The organism is Streptomyces sp. NBC_00341, assembly GCF_041435055.1.
GTDB lineage: Bacteria > Actinomycetota > Actinomycetes > Streptomycetales > Streptomycetaceae > Streptomyces.
Genome location: NZ_CP108002.1, coordinates 3,772,748 through 3,789,222 on the forward strand (window position 1 = coordinate 3,772,748; position 16,475 = coordinate 3,789,222).

15 protein-coding genes are annotated in these 16,475 nt (G+C 72.4%); 2 read left to right on the plus strand and 13 right to left on the minus strand.

Annotated elements, in window-relative coordinates:
• Positions 1 to 23 precede the first annotated feature (23 nt).
• The 10 genes from OG892_RS16930 to OG892_RS16975 all read right to left on the minus strand — a co-directional run bounded on the left by OG892_RS16930 (position 24) and on the right by OG892_RS16975 (position 10,913).
• Positions 24 to 1,139, minus strand: coding sequence for an Ldh family oxidoreductase (locus OG892_RS16930; RefSeq protein ID WP_371629605.1), 1,116 nt, complete (start codon positions 1,137 to 1,139; stop codon positions 24 to 26).
• 66 nt (positions 1,140 to 1,205) lie between these two features.
• On the minus strand, positions 1,206 to 2,513 hold the full coding sequence (locus OG892_RS16935) for a M20/M25/M40 family metallo-hydrolase (RefSeq protein WP_371629606.1): 1,308 nt from the start codon (positions 2,511 to 2,513) through the stop codon (positions 1,206 to 1,208).
• Positions 2,506 to 3,435: a sugar phosphate isomerase/epimerase family protein gene (locus OG892_RS16940; RefSeq protein WP_328866601.1), complete on the minus strand. Its 930-nt coding sequence runs from the start codon at positions 3,433 to 3,435 to the stop codon at positions 2,506 to 2,508. The genes OG892_RS16935 and OG892_RS16940 overlap by 8 nt, the downstream gene beginning before the upstream one ends.
• A 5-nt stretch (positions 3,436 to 3,440) precedes the next feature.
• A complete protein-coding gene (locus tag OG892_RS16945) occupies positions 3,441 to 4,565 on the minus strand; it encodes a DegT/DnrJ/EryC1/StrS aminotransferase family protein (protein WP_073737129.1) in 1,125 nt (374 codons plus the stop codon).
• Positions 4,562 to 5,722, minus strand: coding sequence for a DegT/DnrJ/EryC1/StrS family aminotransferase (locus OG892_RS16950; RefSeq protein WP_327337546.1), 1,161 nt, complete (start codon positions 5,720 to 5,722; stop codon positions 4,562 to 4,564). Before OG892_RS16950 ends, OG892_RS16945 begins: the two co-directional genes overlap by 4 nt.
• Positions 5,719 to 6,516 carry a tryptophan synthase subunit alpha gene (gene trpA, locus OG892_RS16955; RefSeq protein ID WP_073737127.1) on the minus strand — a complete coding sequence of 266 codons (798 nt, stop codon included), beginning with the start codon at positions 6,514 to 6,516 and terminating at the stop codon, positions 5,719 to 5,721. The genes OG892_RS16950 and trpA overlap by 4 nt, the downstream gene beginning before the upstream one ends.
• Complete coding sequence (trpB, locus tag OG892_RS16960; protein WP_073737126.1) at positions 6,513 to 7,700, minus strand: tryptophan synthase subunit beta; 1,188 nt, start codon at positions 7,698 to 7,700, stop codon at positions 6,513 to 6,515. Before trpB ends, trpA begins: the two co-directional genes overlap by 4 nt.
• Positions 7,697 to 8,494 (minus strand): indole-3-glycerol phosphate synthase TrpC, encoded by a 798-nt coding sequence (locus OG892_RS16965; RefSeq protein ID WP_073737125.1) that lies wholly within the window; start codon positions 8,492 to 8,494, stop codon positions 7,697 to 7,699. Before OG892_RS16965 ends, trpB begins: the two co-directional genes overlap by 4 nt.
• Positions 8,494 to 9,582, minus strand: coding sequence for an anthranilate phosphoribosyltransferase (trpD, locus tag OG892_RS16970; protein ID WP_073737124.1), 1,089 nt, complete (start codon positions 9,580 to 9,582; stop codon positions 8,494 to 8,496). Before trpD ends, OG892_RS16965 begins: the two co-directional genes overlap by 1 nt.
• Positions 9,582 to 10,913, minus strand: a complete 1,332-nt coding sequence (locus OG892_RS16975) for a nucleotide sugar dehydrogenase (RefSeq protein WP_371629607.1) — start codon at positions 10,911 to 10,913, stop codon at positions 9,582 to 9,584. Before OG892_RS16975 ends, trpD begins: the two co-directional genes overlap by 1 nt.
• A 116-nt stretch (positions 10,914 to 11,029) precedes the next feature.
• Here OG892_RS16975 and OG892_RS16980 point away from each other — a divergent pair, with 116 nt between their 5' ends.
• A complete protein-coding gene (locus tag OG892_RS16980; protein ID WP_073737122.1) occupies positions 11,030 to 12,430 on the plus strand; it encodes a PLP-dependent aminotransferase family protein in 1,401 nt (466 codons plus the stop codon).
• Positions 12,431 to 12,454: 24 nt separating this feature from the next.
• On the opposite strand, the gene OG892_RS16985 is transcribed toward OG892_RS16980, so the two are convergent.
• The 3 genes from OG892_RS16985 to OG892_RS16995 form a co-directional block, all read right to left on the minus strand.
• Complete coding sequence (locus OG892_RS16985; protein ID WP_073737121.1) at positions 12,455 to 13,129, minus strand: response regulator transcription factor; 675 nt, start codon at positions 13,127 to 13,129, stop codon at positions 12,455 to 12,457.
• Positions 13,113 to 14,114: a sensor histidine kinase gene (locus tag OG892_RS16990; protein ID WP_158072255.1), complete on the minus strand. Its 1,002-nt coding sequence runs from the start codon at positions 14,112 to 14,114 to the stop codon at positions 13,113 to 13,115. The genes OG892_RS16985 and OG892_RS16990 overlap by 17 nt, the downstream gene beginning before the upstream one ends.
• 203 nt (positions 14,115 to 14,317) lie before the next feature.
• Positions 14,318 to 15,010: a 4'-phosphopantetheinyl transferase superfamily protein gene (locus OG892_RS16995; protein ID WP_073737120.1), complete on the minus strand. Its 693-nt coding sequence runs from the start codon at positions 15,008 to 15,010 to the stop codon at positions 14,318 to 14,320.
• Between the two features lie 518 nt (positions 15,011 to 15,528).
• On the opposite strand from OG892_RS16995, the gene OG892_RS17000 reads away from it, so the two are divergent.
• On the plus strand, positions 15,529 to 16,359 hold the full coding sequence (locus OG892_RS17000; RefSeq protein WP_158072254.1) for a UbiA family prenyltransferase: 831 nt from the start codon (positions 15,529 to 15,531) through the stop codon (positions 16,357 to 16,359).
• Positions 16,360 to 16,475: the final 116 nt, after the last annotated feature.

The following is a 16,475-nucleotide window of genomic DNA, read 5'->3' on the forward strand; positions in this document are numbered from 1 at the left end:
GAGGGGTGGTTCCGGAGTCCGGCTCAGGCGGCGGGCGCGAGGGCCCGGACGGCCAGCGCGTCGGGCGCCCGGACGGACAGCTGCGCCGCGAGCGCGACCAGTCCGTCGGCCACCGGTCCCGGCAGCTCGACGCCCTCGCGCCGCGACTGCTCGTACCGCGCGGCCTCGGGGGCTCCCGGGTAGGTGACGCCGCGCGTCGCGTACTCGGCGGCCGGGGAGTTCACGACCGTGTCGAGGAGGCGGCGGTTCTCGGCGGCGATGGCGTGTGCCGAGCCGAACGCGGAGGGGTCGATCACGATCGCGGTGTGGCCCACGTTGTCGTCGCCGGCCGGCTCGCCCTTCAGCACGCCGGGCCGGGGGCCGTAGGCGGCGCCGGACAGCGGGCCGCAGAGCAGGTCCACCAGCAGGGCGAGGCCGAAGCCCTTGGCGCCACCGGTCGAGGCGGGGCCGCCGAGCCAGGCGACGTCCGCCTCCTCCGCCATGAAGTCGGCCGGGTCGGAGGTCGGGGTGCCGTCGTGCCGGACCAGCCACTCCTGCGGGACCTGCCGGCCCTCCCGGTGGGCGGCCTTGATCTTTCCGGTGGCGACCACCGTGGTGCTCATGTCGAGGACGAACGGCGCGCCCTCGGTCACCGGCACGGCCGCGCTCAGCGGGTTGGTGCCGAGCATCCGCACGGTGCCGCCCAGCGGCGGGGCGACGCCCTGGGCGCCGCAGTTCGTCATCGCCAGGCCGATCAGCCCGGCGGCCGCCGCCTTCTGCGTGTAGTAGCCGGCGCTGCCGAAGTGGGTGCTGTTGCGCACGGCCACCATGCCGATGCCGGTCTGCCGCGCCTTGGCCATGGCGATGTCCATGGCCAGGTCCATGGTGACGAGGCCGAGCCCGCGGTCCCCGTCGAGCAGGGCGGCCCCTGCGGTCTCCTGGACCACGCGCGGTGCGGCGCCCGCGTCTATCCGGCCGTCGAGCAGCCGGGGGGCGTAGATGTTCACGAGCCCGTTGGTGCCGTGGGTGGTGAAGCCGTTCGCGTCGGCGTACGTGATGACGTCGGCGGCGGTGCGTGCCGACTCGGTGTCCAGGCCGCACTCCGTGAGGACGTCGTTGACGAAGGTGGTGAGCTCGGCGAGGGGGACACGGACGGTCATGGCGAATCCTTTTCTGGGTGAGGTTCTCTGGGGAAAGCTGAGGGGGAGAGCTGAGGGGGAGGTCGGTCAGGCGGCGTGGGCGGCGAAAGCGTGCACCAGCTCCTTGATCCGCCGGGCGTAGGTGTCCAGGTCGTCCAGGTGCACGAACTCGTCGTCCGTATGCGCCCCGTTGGCGTCGAGCTGACCCGGTCCGCAGGCCACCACATAGCGGCCGGGGCCCGGCGCCCAGATCGCGTCACAGGTGAACGCGGAACCGTCGGCCAGTCCGTCGTGCCGGTGGAACCCGGCCTCGTTCAGTACGAGTTCGGCCTCGGCGTCCCGGTTGTTCAGGGTGGGCAGGCCCTGCTTCAGCCAGTCCAGGCGGACGATGCGGCGCCAGTCCTTCACCGTGCGGCGGCTGAACGGGTCATGGGCGTGCAGATGCGCGAACTCGGTCCTGGCCTCCTCGATCAGCACCTCCAGGGAGGCGGCGAGCAGTTCGGCCTGCTCGGTCGCCGGATAGGCGATGTTGAGCAGCAACTGCCCACCGCCGTAGACCCGGTTGTGCGCGGTTCCGGTGTGCAGGCCCGAGACGCAGAGCTTGGCTCCCATGCCGTGGGCGAGCGGGCCGAGCCGGCGGGCGAGGAAGTCCGCGAGGAATCCCAGCAGCACGGTGGCGTTGTGGCCGTCCGCGGGGTGGTCGTCGGTGGAGTCCTGGCCGAGCACCGTGATCCGGGGGGTCATCGCGGCCGTGCAGCCGTCCATGAAGGTGTTGCCGGTGGGCTCCGCGAACACCATCAGCCGCCCGGTGAACCCGGCGTCGACCAGGGCGCGGGTGCCGTACGTGCCCATCGCGCCGCCCTCCTCGCCGGGCACCGAGGCGATCTGCACCTCGATCCGGCCGTCCAGCCCGGGGTCCTCCGCGAAGGCGGCGGCGACCCCGGCCGCGGCGGCGACCCCCGGGCCCTTGTCGTCGACGGCGCCCCGGCCGTACAGGATCCGCCCGTCCAGCCGGGGCGGGACGTGCGGGCCCACCGTGTCCACGTGGAAGTTGATGACCAGGCGGCGCTCCTGCGGCTGCGGGGCCCCGTGGGCGACGACCACGGAGGGCTGCCCGGCCAGGAACGCGGGCAGGTCGCGGGCGGCCGCCTCCCGCACCGGGGCGGGCACCTCGGGGCGCTCCAGGAGTTCGGGCGCGGGCGCCCGGTGCAGTGCGGTGCGGAATCCGCGTTCGGCGGCACCGGCCAGGAAGACCCGCTGCGCGCGGGCCGCCCCGTCCATGGGGCCGCCCTCCAGCGGCGAGACCGAGTCGACGGCCATCAGCTCGGTCAGCCACTCCAGGTCGCCGGCGCCGAGGCCGCCGTGGGTGCGGGTGGTGCGGGCCGTCTCAGCCATGGTGGCTGCCCTCCCAGTACATGGGGCTGTCCGTGGATTCGATGAACGCGCGGCTGTCCGTGGTGTCGATGCCGAGCAGCGCGGTGCAGCGCCGGGTGTACTCCCGGTAGCCGTCGGCCAGTGCGGCCGGGTCGCCGGCCAGGCCGAGGTGCGGGATGCGGGCCAGGTGGGGTTCCAGGCTGTAGAAACCCCGGTAGCCGTGGTGCTCCAGCAGGGCCACGCACTCCGCGACGTGGGCGGTGCCCTCGCCGGGCATCGTGAACTCGGCCTCCGGGCCGGTGCGGACGCCGTCCTTGATGTGCACGTGCTCCACCCACGGCAGCACGCCCCGCAGGAAGTCGAGCGAGTCGTAGCCGTAGGCCAGGCCGTTGCCGGTGTCGAACAGCAGCCGCAGCCGGGGGCTCGCGACCTCCTCCAGCATCCGCATGGTGTGCGCGGCGCTCTGACCGGCCCAGCCCTGGCAGTTCTCGTGCAGCAGGGTCACGCCGAGTCGCTCGGCCTCGCGGGCCAGCGTCTTCATCCGGCGCAGCGCCTCGGTGCGCCATTCGCGCTCGGGGCGGCCGTCGCCGGGGTACGACATGACGCGCAGCCGGTCGCAGCCGAGCAGCGCGGCGGCCTTGGCGGAGCGTTCGAGGGCCGCCAGTTCGTCGTCCATGGGGGTGGCGACGGTGGTGGACCAGGAGCCCACCGGGGTGTCGACGACGGGCACCCGCAGACCGGCGACGATGGTGCGCCGGGCCAGGTCGGCGGCGTCACCCGCCTCCAGCTCGTGCAGGCCGAGGCCGTCGACGGTACGCAACTCGATCGCGTCCATGCCCAGTTCGTGGTGGATGGCCAGCTGGCCCGCCAGGTCGGGGGCGGCCTCGTCCCCGATCCCGCACAGCCGGTCCGCCGTGATGACCACGTTCTTCGCTACCGACATCCCGTTCACCTCCCCGCGGTGCAGAAGCGGTTGACGGCGGCCACGACCCGCTCGGCCGCGCCCGGCGCCATGTCCGGGTGCAGGGGCAGCGCGAGGGACTCGCGGGAGAGCCGCTCGGCCACCGGGAAGTCACCGGTTCCGTGGCCGAGGTGGGCGAACGCGGGCTGGAGGTGCAGCGGGCGCGGGTAGTAGACGGCGGTCTCGATGCCCTCCTTCGCCAGCTGCGCGCGCAGCTCGTCGCGCTGCTGGGCGCGTACGACGTAGGTGTAGACGGAGCGCTCCTCGAAGCCGGCGGGCGGCGGCAGCAGTGCCGGGCCCAGCGGGCGCAGCCCCTCCTCGTAGATCGCGGCGATCTCGCGGCGGCGTTCCAGCAGCCGGTCCAGGTGCGGGAGTTTGCGGAGCAGGAATCCGGCGGTGAGCTCGTCCATCCGGCAGTTGAAGCCGAGCAGCTCGTGGTAGAAGCGCTTGCCGGCGGGCTGGCCGTGGTTGCGCAGCATGCGTGCGGTGCGGGCGAGCTCGGGGTCGTCGGTGACGATCATCCCGGCGTCCCCGATGCCGCCCGCGGGCTTGGCCGGGAAGAAGGAGTAGACCCCGGCGTGCCCGTGCCGCCCTGCGGGCTTTCCGTCGACCGTGGCGCCCAGCGCGATCGCGCTGTCCTCGACCAGGTGCAGCCCGCGCCGGGCGGCGAGTTCGGCGAAGGCGCCCATCTTCGGGGAGCCGGAGAACAGGTAGGCCGGGAGCAGCGCCCTGGTGCGTTCCGTGACGGCCGCCTCGGCGGCGGCCGGGTCGAGCAGGCCGGTCTCGTACTCGACGTCCGCGAAGACCGGGCGGGCGCCGCGCAGGGCGACGGTGGAGGCGGTCGAGACGAAGGAGAACGCGGGGGTGACCACCTCGTCGCCGTCACCGAGGCCGAGCGCGGCCAGGATCACGCTCAGCGCTCCGGTGCCGCTGGCCACGGCGATGGCGTGGGCCGCTCCGGTGCGCGCGGCGATCTCCGACTCCAGGCGCTCGACCCGGGACTTCAGGATGAACTCGTCGCTCAGCGCGACCTCTCGGAAGACCTCCACGATGTCGTCGGCCCAGTCGGCCGAGCGGGCGGGCCAGTCGAAGTACGGGATGGCAGTGGTCACGATGCGGCTCCGTAGAAGGCGAGGATCAGGGCGGCGACGCGGTCGGCCTGCTCGTCGGTGAGGTCGGGGTAGAGCGGCAGCCCCAGGGCCCGGGTCGCGGCGGCAGAGGCGACCGGGACCGGGTGGCGGGAGCCCGGCAGCGGGGCCAGCAGCGGCTGGTCGGTGAGCGGGCGCGGGTAGTACGCCTCGGTGCCGACGCCGTTCGCTTCGAGGTGGGCGGCCAGCTCGTCCCGGCGGTCGCACTCGATGAGGTAGACGTAGTAGACCTGGTTGCTCGGGGTCTTCGCGGGCGCCATCCAGGGGGTGTCGACCGTGCCGGCCAGCGGCGCCAGCAGCCGGTCGTAGCGGGCGGCCAGCTCGGCGCGCCGCTCCGTCTCCTCGCTGAGGCGCTCCATGCGGTGCAGCAGGAACGCCGCGTGCAGTTCGTCGCACCGGCTGTTGTAGCCGAGCTCCTGGTAGACGTACGCGCCGTCGGTGGCGTACGCGCCGTCCGTGCCCTGGCCGTGCAGGCGCAGCCGCCGGGCGGCGGCGGCGATCTCGTCGTCGTTCGTGAGCAGCATCCCCGCGTCGCCGAGCGAGCCCAGCGTCTTGGTGGGGAAGAAGGAAAGTACGCCACCGCTGCCCCACAGGCCCGCGTGCACCCCGCCGGCCCACATGTCGATGCCCTCGGCGCTGTCCTCCAGCAGGATCAGTCCGTGCCGGTCCGCCAGGTCCTTGAGCACCTCCATGTCGGCCATCTGCGAGAACAGGTGCACCGGCATGATCGCCCTGGTCCGCCCGGTGATCGCTTCCTCGGCCCGCCTCGGGTCCATGGCGTAGCTGCCGGGCAGCACGTCCACCAGTACCGGCTGGGCGCCCACGTGCAGGACGGCGGAGGCGGTCGCGAAGAAGGTGTACGCGGGGACGATCACCTCGTCGCCGGGGCCGATGCCCGCCGCCCGGAGCAGGATCACCAGGGCGTCGGTCCCGTTGGCGACGGCCACCGCGTGCCGGGCGCCGGTGCGGGCGGCGATCGCCGCCTCCAGTTCGGCGGTGACCGGGCCGGAGGTGAACCGGCCGGAGGCGGCGACCTCGCGGATGCGGGCCTCCAGGCGGGGCCAGTCGCGGCGCACGGAGGCGGCGCCGCTGAAGAAGGGGATGGCGGTGGCGTCGCTCATCGGGTGGCCGCCTTCAGGGAGGAGATCAGCCCCGTGACGGCCTGGCGGCGGCCGGCCGCGTCCCTGGCCGCGCCGATCGCCTGGAGCAGCGCGCTGCCCACGATCACGCCGTCCGTCTTGCCGTGCAGGGCCGCGACGTGGTCCGGGCGGGAGATGCCGAACCCGACGGCCATCGGGGTGTCGCCGGCCGCCCGCACCCGCTCCAGGTAGGCGTCGATGCCGGGGTCGAGCTCGGAGCGGACCCCGGTGACGCCGTTCGCCGCGAGGACGTAGAGGAAGCCCCGGGAGGCGGCGGCGGAGGCGGCCATCCGCTCCGGCGAGCTGCCGGGGGCGGTGAAGAAGGTCTGGCCGAGCTCGCTGGCCTCGGCCTGCGCCAGCCATTCGGCGCCCTCGTCGACCGGCAGGTCCGGGACGACGAATCCGTCGGCGCCGGCCGACCTGGCGTCGTCGTACAGCTGGGTGAGGCCGTAGCGCAGGAACGGGTTGCAGTAGCCCATCAGCACGATCGGCGCCTCGACCCCGGCGGCCCGCGCCTCCGCGACCACGTCGAGGGTGGCGGCGGTGGTGGTGCCGGTGTCCAGGGCGGCCTGGCCGGTGGCCTGGATGACCGGGCCGTCGCCGAGCGGGTCGGAGAACGGGACCCCGAGCTCGATCACGTCGGCGCCCGCGTCCACCGCGGCGGAGATCAGGCCGACGGTCTCGCCGAGCAGCGGGTAGCCGGAGGTGAGGTAGGCGACGAGGGTGGTCTCGTCCTTGGTCCGGTTGTCGGTGAAGGTCTGTTCGAGGCGTTTCATCGGGCGGTCTCCTCACGCTGCTTCAGGGCGGCCATGGCGGAGGTGAGGTCCTTGTCACCGCGGCCGGAGAGGTTGACGAGGATGGTGCTGCCGGGTGCGGACTCGCGGGCCACCTTCAGGGCGCCGGCCACCGCGTGCGCGGACTCCAGGGCCGGGAGGATGCCCTCCTGCGAGCTGAGCGCGGCGAACGCGTCCAGCGCCTCGTTGTCGGAGGCCGCGATGTACTCGACCTTGCCGGTGTCCTTGTAGTGCGAGTGCTCGGGGCCGACGCCCGCGTAGTCGAGGCCCGGCGCGATGGAGTGGGTGAGCTGGATCTGCCCGTCGTCGTCCTGGAGCAGGTAGGTGCGGGTGCCCTGGAGGACGCCCGGGTCGCCGTAGAGCAGCGGGGCCGCGTGCCCGCCCTGGCCGCCCTTGCCCTCGCCCGCCGCCTGTACGCCGACGAGGCGGACCGGGTCGTCGAGGAAGGCGCTGAACATCCCGGCGGCGTTGGAGCCGCCGCCGACGCAGGCGACGACCGCGTCGGGCAGCCGGTCGTTCTCCTCCAGGAACTGGGCGCGGGCCTCGCGGCCGATGACCGACTGGAAGTTGCGCACGATGGTGGGGAAGGGGTGCGGGCCGACGACGGAGCCGAGCAGGTAGTGCGTGGTGTCGGGGCGGGAGATCCACTCGCGGATCGCCGCGTTGATGGCGTCCTTCAGGGTCGCCGTGCCGAGGTCGACCAGCACGACGCGGGCGCCGAGCAGCTCCATCCGCTGCACGTTGGGGGCCTGCCGCTCGGCGTCGACCCGGCCCATGTAGATGGTGGCCTCAAGGCCGAGGTAGGCACAGGCGGCGGCCACGGCCACGCCGTGCTGGCCCGCGCCGGTCTCCGCGATGATCTGCTTCTTGCCGAGCCGGCGGGCGAGCAGGGCCTGCCCGACCGAGTTGTTGATCTTGTGCGCGCCGGTGTGGGTCAGGTCCTCCCGCTTGAGCCACAGCTTGACGCCGTTCTCGGTGGAGCCGAGCCGGTGCAGCTCGGTGATCGGGGTGGGACGCCCGACGAACATCTTGAGCAGCCTGTCGAGCTCCGCGTTGAACTCCGGGTCGACCAGGGCCTTGTGGTACTCCTCCTCCAGTTCCTGCAGCGGGCCCACCAGGGTCTCCGCGACGAACTGTCCGCCGTACTCGCCGAATCGGCCGTTCACGAGGCCACCTCCAGAATCGGGACCCCGGTGAAGGACCGCAGCTGGGCGGCGGGGTCGGGGCTGCTGAGCAGGGATTCACCGATCAGCGCGGCGTCGAAGCCGTGCGCCGCGATGCGTTCGATGTCGGGGCGGCCGCCGAGGCCGCTCTCGCTGACGGTCAGCACGCCGCGCGGGATGTCGCGGCGCAGCCTGGCCGAGTTGTCCAGGTCCACCGAGAAGGTCTGCAGATCCCGGTTGTTGATGCCGATGATGCGGGCCCCGGAGAGCAGCGCCCGGTCCACCTCGTCCTGGGTGAAGGTCTCCACCAGTGCGTCGAGGCCGAGGCCGTGCGCGGTCTGCACCAGGTCGGTGAGCAGGGCGTCACCGACGGCGCGGGCGATGATCAGGACGCCGTCGGCGCCGCTGTCGTGGGCCAGGTGCATCTGCCGGATGTCGACCATGAAGTCCTTGAACAGGACCGGGACGGTGACGTCCGGGTGCTCGGCGACGGTACGGACCAGCTCCGGCGAGCCGCCGAAGAAGGGCGTGTCACCGAGTACGGAGATGGCCGAGGCCCCTCCGTCGATGTACTTCCTGGCGAGCGGGACCGCCAGTTCGGGGTCCAGCAGCTGTCCCTTGGACGGGGACTTCGGCTTGATCTCGGCGATGACCGAGATCTCGGGGCCGCGCAGTGCGGCGGCGAACCGGCCGGGTACGGCGGCCGTCCGGCGGCCCCGGGCCGCCGCGTCGGCTGCCGCCGGGCCGCTCCAGGCGGCGCGTTTGGCGGCGACTATCTCGTCGAGGTGCGTGGCCATCAGAGGCTCTCCCGGGTGATCGAGGTGCGGGCGGGGCGGGCAGCGGGCCCGGCCGGCGTGGGCTGCCGCGCGGCGAGCCGGGCGGCCAGTTCGGCCGGTGCTCCGCGCTGTACGGCGTGCCTGGCGAGGTCGAGGGCGGACGGCAGGTCGGGTGCCTGTCCGGCGAGGTGGAGCACGGCCGCCGCGTTCAGCAGCACCGTGTCGAGCAGCGGGCGGGGCGCCGTGCCGGCCAGGACCTGACGGGCGAGGACCGCGTTGTGTGCCGGGCCACCGCCCGCCAGTTCGGCGCGGCCCGCCGGGCGCAGCGGCAGCCCGGCCGGGTCCACGGTGGACTCGGTGACTTCGCCGCCGTCCACCTGGAGGACCCGTGCGGGGCCCGCGGTGGTCAGTTCGTCCATCCCGTCGAAGCCCTGGATGACCCAGGTCCGCCGGTAGCCGAGGAGCGCCGCGGCCTTGGCCATGACCTCCTGGTCCTGGCGGGTCGCGGTGCCGATGAGCCGGCCGGTCAGCGTGACCGGGTTGGCGAGCGGGCCTGACAGGTTGAACAGGGTGCGGAAGCCGAGCCGGCGGCGGACCGGGGCCAGCCGGCGCAGCGCCGGGTGGAGCGCCGGGGAGAAGAGGAACGCGAACCGGTGTCCGGCCAGCAGCTCCCCGACGCGCTCCCCGGGGTCGAGCTCGATGCCCAGGGCCTCCAGCAGGTCGGCGCTCCCGCACTGCGAGGTCGCCGCCCGGTTGCCGGCCTTGGCGACGGTCGCCCCGGCGGAGGCCGCCACCAGCGCGGCCAGCGTGGAGATGTTGACCGAGCCGCTGCCGTCACCACCGGTGCCGACCACATCGACCGCCGGGCCCGTCCAGTCGACCGGCCTGGCCACCGCGAGCACCGCCCGCACCGCCGCCGCCACCAGGACCGGGGTGGCTCCGCCCACCGCGACGGCGGTCAGGAAGGCGGCGGCCTCCACCTCGTCCGTCGTCTCGTCCAGCAGCTCCGCGACCGCGTCCCGGGCCGCCTGCGCGGAGACCGTCCGGCCCGCCACCGCGTCCCGGGTGACGGCCGGCAGCGCACGGCCGCCGAGCAGGGTGGCCGCCATCAGAGCACCGCCACATTGCTGGCCGCCTCAAGCTTGTTGTGGGTGTCGAGGACGACCGGCGGGATGCCCCACAGCAGGTCCTGCTCCAGCCCGGGTACGGCGGTGACCATGACCGCGGCGTCCAGCTGCGCCAGCTCCGTGACCGCCCACTCGGAGGCGGCGACCGGCTCCCCGTCCACGACGAGGTCCGGGACCAGCGGGTCGTGGTAGGAGACGGTGGCCCCGGCGGCGCGCAGACCGCGGATGACGTCCAGGGCGGGGGCGTTGCGCAGGTCGGCGACGCCGGATTTGTAACTGACCCCGACGACGAGGACCTTGGCGCCGCTCAGCGCGGAGCCGCGGGCCCCGATCAGCTCCGCCAGCCGCTCCACGACCTGGCCGGGCCGCTTCTCGACCCGGTCGAACGCGGCGGCCACCAGCTTCATGTCGGTGCCGGCCCGGTCCGCGGCCTCACGCAGGAACAGCGGGTCGACCGGGATGCACTCGCCGCCGACTCCGGGCCCGGGGTAGTGCGGGAGGAATCCGTAGGGCTTGGTGGAGGCGGCGTCGATCACCTCGCGGACCGGTATGTCCAGCTGCCGGCACAGGTCGGAAAGTTCAAGCGTGAGGCTGATGTTGACCAGTCGGAAGGTGTTCTCGAAGACCTTGGAGAGCTCGGCGACCTCCGTCCGCGAGACCGGCACCACCGTCTCGCAGACCAGCCCGAACAGGGCGGCGGCGCGGCGGGTGCACTCCTCGGTGAGACCGCCCACCACCTTCGGGGTGTTGGTGAGGTTCCAGCCGTTGGTGTTGGCGGGGTCGACCCGCTCCGGGGCCATCGCCATGTGGAAGTCGGTGCCCGGCTCCAGGCCGGTGGCGTCCGCGAGGGCGGCCGCGGCGGCGGCGGTGGTGCCCGGCGGGACGGTGGACTGGAGGATCAGCAGCGTCCCCCGGCGCAGCAGCGGCGCCACCGAGTCCATCGCGGAGTTGACGTAATCCAGGTTGGCCTGCTGGTCACCGGTGACCGGCGTCGGCACGCAGACGATCAGTACGTCCGAGCCGGCCAGCTCGCCCGGTTCGGTGGTGGCGCTCAACTGCCGTCTCACCGAAGCGAGTTCGGCGTCGCTCACATCCGGCAGATAGGAACTGCCGCGCGCCACCCGGTCGACCCGCTCGGCGTCCGTGTCCAGCCCGCGGACCGGGAGGCCCGCCGTGGCGAAACCGAGACCGAGCGGGAGACCGGTGTAGCCGAGTCCGACGATTCCCACGCGCAGGGTACGGCTCTCGATCTTCTCGTCGAAGACCTGTGCGCCGTCCCGCCCGTGAATCGCGGGAGCGATTACGCCAGTCATTGCAACCATGGGATTCTCCCTCTGAGTGCTATAAATAAAGGCCGTTGGCGTGATCAATTAGGCCAGTGGGCCGGGGGGACCACCCAGACCACTGCGGGGGAGACGGAGCAGACCAGATGGCCTGGTACCTGTCGGTCCAAGTGGACCGAGACTCGGCTGTACCGCTCACCGCGCAACTGCAGAACGCCATCAAGAGCCGGGTCGAGGACCGGGTTCTGCACCCCGGATCACGGTTGCCTTCGAGCCGTCAACTCGCCCTGGACCTGGGGCTTTCGCGCAGTGTGGTGGTCGAGGCCTACGAGCAGCTGATCGCCGAGGGATACCTCGACGCGGTCCGCGGCTCCGGCACCCACGTCGCGCGGAAACTGCCCGAGAGCGCCGGCGACACCTCGCTGCTGGATTCCCGTCCGGCGACAAGTGCCCGCTGGGACCTGCGGGTAGGCATCGCGAACCTGTCGAATTTCCCGCGCCAGGAGTGGCTCAACTCCTATACGAAGGTGCTGCAGAATGTCGGCCGGGAAGGCATGGACTACCCGCCGGTCGCCGGGATCGCGGAGTTGCGCAACGAACTCTCCGCCTATCTGGGCCGGGTCCGCTCGGTGCACACGGAGCCGGGACAGGTGATGGTCACCGCGGGCTTCGCCCAGGGCCTCGCGCTGCTGGCCGACTCCTTCCAGCGGCTCGGCATCCATGAACTGGCCATCGAGGAGCCGGGGCACAACGGGCAGCGCCGGTTCATCCTGGACACCGGGATAACCCCGGTCGGGGTGCCGGTGGACGAGGAGGGCCTGATCGTCGAGGCGCTGGAGCGCTCGGGCGCCCGCGCGGTCCTGGTCACCCCCGCGCACCAGTTCCCGACCGGGGTCATGATGTCGCCGGAGCGCCGCCGGCAGCTCCTGGCCTGGGCGCGGGCCCGGGACGGCTGGATCATCGAGGACGACTACGACGGCGAGTTCTGGTTCGACCGGGGGGCCAGGCCCACCGCGCTCCAGGAGGGCGACCCGGAGCGGGTGGTGTACGCGGGCACCACCAGCAAGGTGCTGGTGCCGGGCCTGCGGCTGGGCTGGCTGGCGATACCCCCGAAGCTGTACCCGCTGATGGAACGGGTCCGCTCCCGCCAGGACCAGGGCTCCGACACCCTCACCCAGCTGGCCTTCGCCGAGCTGATGCGCAGCGGGCTGCTGGACCGGCACCTGCGCCGGGTCCGCTCCCGCTACCGCTCCCGCCGCGAGGCGCTGGCGGCGGCCGTCCACGAGTCCCTGCCCGAGGCCCGGCTCATCGGCTGCGCGGCCGGACTGCACAGCTACGCCGTACTGCCCCCCGGCACCGACGAGGCGGCCGTGGTGCACGGCGCCCAGCGCCGCTCGGTCCTGGTCCGCAGCGGCCGGCAGTTCCGGTTCAGCGGGATGCCCGGCGCTCCGGGCCTGCTCCTGGGATACGGCTCGCTGCCCCTGACGGGCATCTCCGACGCCATCGAGGCGATCGGCGCCTCCTACCGCGAGGCCGCCCGGCGCTGAGGGCCGCGAGACCCGCCGCTACCGCTACCGCATCGATCGGCCGCGCGGGGCGGCGATCAGCTTCTGGGCCAGCGCCTTGTTCACCGCGTCGATGCGCGAGACGGCTTCCAACTTGTCGAAGATGTTGCGCAGATGACGCTTGACGGTGCCTTCCGTGATGCCTAGCCGGGCCGCGATCTGCCGGTTGCTCATGGCCTCCGCGACACACGTCAGCACCTCGCGCTCGCGCGGCGACACCGGCCCTGCGTCCTGCTCCTGGGTCTGGTAACCGCCCGACGTGTAACCCGAGCGCGGCACCAGGATGGTGATCTGGTCGTCCTCCCGCGCCGCGTTGCGCACCGCGCTGAGCAGCGCCGCGCGCGACACGCTCTTGTGCAGATAGCCCCGGGCGCCCAGCTGCAGCAGTTCGTGCACGAGCGGCTGGTCGTCGTACATGGTGAGGATGATGATGCGCAGGCTGGGGAAACGCTCCAGGAGCCCGCGTACGGCCGCCCTGGGGTGGTGGTCCGGCATCTCCACGTCGAGCAGCACCACGTGCGGCTGGTGACGCTCCACCAGCTCGACGAGGCCCCGTCCGCTGCTCGCCTCCGCCACGACCTGGAGGTCGTCCTCCGCGTTGAGCAGTTCGGCCAGCGCGGTGCGCAGCAGGGTGTGGTCGTCGGCCGCGAGGATGCGGATCAGTTCAGGTCGCGCGTTCAACGGAATCACCTGGAAGGTCCATCAGGGGGATCGTGATCGTGACCCGGGTGCCGACGGCATCGGGGACGCTGGTGAACAGGATGGTCCCGCCCAGGAGTTCGACCCGTTCGGTGGCGGACGCGATGCCGTTGGCCTTGCCCGCCATGGCGACCGCCGAGACGTCGAATCCCCGGCCGTCGTCCTCGATCAGGGCCTGCAGTTTGTACGGGGCGATGTCGATCGCCGCGAGCACGTGCTCGGCATCCGCGTGGGCCAGTGAGTTGCGCAGGCACTCCCGCACCACGAGGAACACCTCGTCGAGCACGTCCTGCGGGGCCCACTCCTCGCTGCCGTTGACCTGGATGCGCACCTTGGAGGGGGTGATCTCCATCGACTCCAGGAACGCGGTGAACGCCGACTCCAGCGTGCCCTCGCGGTCGGCCCGGCGCAGCTGGGTGACCAGGTCGCGGATGATCCCGAGCGATTCGGTGAGGGTGTCCTTGACGGAGCCGATCCGGGCGGCGACCTCGTCGGGTCTGGACTCCCAGGTCAGTTCGTGCAGCTCGATCCGGCGCAGGGCCAGGCTGACGTGGTTGCCCAGGTGGTCGTGGATCTCGCGGGCGAGCTGCCGCTGGGTGGCGGCGTTGACCTCGCGCACGGTGTTGAGCAGGTAGGTGTCGTGCCCCAGCGCGCCGGCCTCCAGCCGCCTGCCGATGCCCCGTTGCAGGGTGCGCACCCCGGCCTGGAACCCGTCGAACGCGGAGGGCGAGTTCACCATGGCCTTGCCGAGCGCGTCGAAGACGATGTCGAAGAGGAGCAGCCCGGCCCGGATGGAGTGCACGGCGTCGATGCCCTGTGTGGCGCGCTGCACCCCGAGCCCCGCCACCTGCTGGATCAGCGTGTCCCGCACGTCGGCCCGGCCGTGCTGCAGGCTGTCCGCGCAGTCCCGGATGATCCGCTCGGCCTGCAGCGCGCACGTATGCCAGGCGCCCTCATTCGCGACCAAGGGGCTTTTGATCTCTTCGAGCCGGCCCCGGTAGTCGGACAGTAATTCCTGAGTCCGAGCCAGAAGTTGTTCGGCTGTGTCGGATTCAATAAAACCTGAATGCATCATTAAAGAGCCCCCACCCTCACCAGAAACCGACCCTCGGATCATCATCGTACGGTTACGGCATGTCAACACGGCTCCTCCCGTCCCACATCCCGGACTCAGCCTTCCGGCGGCCATGAGAATGCGCTTACTCCGGCCCCGGGCATCGCCGTGGCGACGGATCCGACGTATCCGTCGGGGCAGTCCACGGCGTGTACGTACCACTCGACCGGATCGCCGGAACGGCGCGCACGACGCAGCCCGTCCACTCCCGGCTCACCGACGGAGACCGGGGTCCGAAGTCCGGTTCCGGCCGCTTTGCCCACCGCTTCGATCGCCGTCCACATTCGGAATCCGGTTATCCGGTCTTTTTTTCCCACCTCGGGCACCCGCCGCCAGTCGAACACCGGGCGGACCCGCTCGACGTCCACCCCGACCGGGCCCGGCGGTCCCGTCACACCCACCAGGGCGGCGGCCCCGGAGTGCGACAGGCTGAACCCGAGGTCCGGCCAGGGCCCGTCCACGAGCACCGGCCGGCCGCGGCCGCAGTCGCCGCACACCTCGGGCTCCGGGCAGCGCCGGGTGAATCGCGGCAGGTCCGGAGGGACGCCGAGGTATCCCGCGAGCACGGCGCGCAGGGCGAGATGCGCGCGGCGGTAGCGCCACCGCGCCACAGGGTGCCGGATCCGCGCCGCACGGGCGCGTTCGGCCGGGTCGAGGACCGCGTCCGCACCATCGGGCGGGACCCGGTCCAGGGAGACGGACCAGACATGGATCTCGTCCGGCGCGAGGACCGCGCGAGCCGGACTCAAGGACAGGGGCGTAAGGGTATGCATGACGGCTTCCCGGGGTCGGAAATGGACCAGGGCTGCCAACGGCCCGTTACGGGAAGCGGGGTGCCGGAAAGGACGGCGCCCGCCTGCTCACCAGCGAAGCGCGGGGGCGGGGCGGGCGGGGGGTCCACTTCGGCGGTGGTCCGGCGTACCAAGGGCGCAGCCGCCTCCCGGCCGGGGAGAACGGTCCGGGCGCACGGACACCGGTCACGGGGTGCGGGACCTGGGATTATTCGGAATCCGACCCACCGGTATTGCATGCCTCTTTAGTGGTAGCCATGGCTCATTTGCGGAACAGTCAGGGCGGACCGCTCATGCCTAGGCTCCTGGACATGCCTACGGCGACGATACGGCCACTGCCTGTGACTGCACCCAGTGGCCCGCAGCACGGAATTCCTCGAACTCCCCGGACTCCTCGAATTACTCGAACCAGTCGGATCGCTCGGATTTCCCGGCCTCTTCGGCTCTGCATCGAAGAATCGCGCCCCGCCGTTCTGGTGGCGTTTCAGCTCCGCTATTTCGCCGGAATAGCCCTGGCAATCGCATCGGGCCCGGACCTCGGCACCCGGTCCGTACTCCAGGCGGTATTCGGTTCCGTGGCATGGTTCGGCGCCATCTTCTACACGTACCTCTACAACGGGTGCATGGACTACCGGGAGGACCAGGTCAACGGCTCGGCCCGGCCGATAGCGAGCGGCCGGCTCTCCCGCCGCACCGCGCTGACCGTGGCCCGCTGCTCGGCCGCCGCCGCGCTGCTGTTCGCCGCGGCCGCCGGCCCCGGTCCGCTGGTGCTGTGCACGGCCATGCTGCTCCTCGGGCACGCCTACTCCTCGCCGCGCACCGCCTGGAAGAACCGGACACCGGCCGTGATGGGCGTGGTGTTCGTGTCCGGGCTGCTCACCTACGCCGCCGGTCCGCTCACTCTGGGCGTCCAGCCCCAGTCCCCGGCGCTGCTCCTGACGGCCCTCGCCATGTCCCTGTGGATGGCGCTGGTCGGGGCGGTCGCCAAGGACTTCTCCGACATCGCGGGCGACGCCGCGGCGGGCCGCCGGACGTGGGCGGTCGCGCTGGGCGAACGCCGCACCCGGGTCCTGGTCGCGCTGGGCGCCTGCACCGTCGGCGGCGGATTCGTCGCCGGAGCGCTGCGCTGGGCCCCGGAACAGCTGCCGACGGCGTGCGTGGTCCTGGTGGGCGGGCTCGCACTGTCCGCCGTGACGCTCGCGGGCCGCGCCACCGACAGCCGCCACGAACGGCGGCGCCCGTACCGCTACTTCATGGTCACGCAGCACTGCGCGCATCTGGCGCTGCTCGCCCAGGCCCTCGTCTGACCGGCACGGTCGTCCCCGGTCAGCGGCTCGTGACAGCCGCCCCGGCCATTCGGTTCAACACCCGTCCCCGCCCTGGAAACACAAAGGAACACCGCCCCCGTTCCAAAGGCACATTC

What these genes read in the sequence shown, in the direction of transcription:
- OG892_RS16930 (WP_371629605.1), bottom strand. Translation starts at nt 1,139, where the DNA reads ATGACCGTCCGTGTCCCCCTCGCCGAGCTCACCACCTTCGTCAACGAC.
- OG892_RS16935 (WP_371629606.1), bottom strand. Translation starts at nt 2,513, where the DNA reads ATGGCTGAGACGGCCCGCACCACCCGCACCCACGGCGGCCTCGGCGCC.
- OG892_RS16940 (WP_328866601.1), bottom strand. Translation starts at nt 3,435, where the DNA reads ATGTCGGTAGCGAAGAACGTGGTCATCACGGCGGACCGGCTGTGCGGG.
- OG892_RS16950 (WP_327337546.1), bottom strand. Translation starts at nt 5,722, where the DNA reads ATGAGCGACGCCACCGCCATCCCCTTCTTCAGCGGCGCCGCCTCCGTG.
- trpA (WP_073737127.1), bottom strand. Translation starts at nt 6,516, where the DNA reads ATGAAACGCCTCGAACAGACCTTCACCGACAACCGGACCAAGGACGAG.
- OG892_RS16965 (WP_073737125.1), bottom strand. Translation starts at nt 8,494, where the DNA reads ATGGCCACGCACCTCGACGAGATAGTCGCCGCCAAACGCGCCGCCTGG.
- trpD (WP_073737124.1), bottom strand. Translation starts at nt 9,582, where the DNA reads ATGGCGGCCACCCTGCTCGGCGGCCGTGCGCTGCCGGCCGTCACCCGG.
- OG892_RS16975 (WP_371629607.1), bottom strand. Translation starts at nt 10,913, where the DNA reads ATGACTGGCGTAATCGCTCCCGCGATTCACGGGCGGGACGGCGCACAG.
- OG892_RS16980 (WP_073737122.1), top strand. Translation starts at nt 11,030, where the DNA reads ATGGCCTGGTACCTGTCGGTCCAAGTGGACCGAGACTCGGCTGTACCG.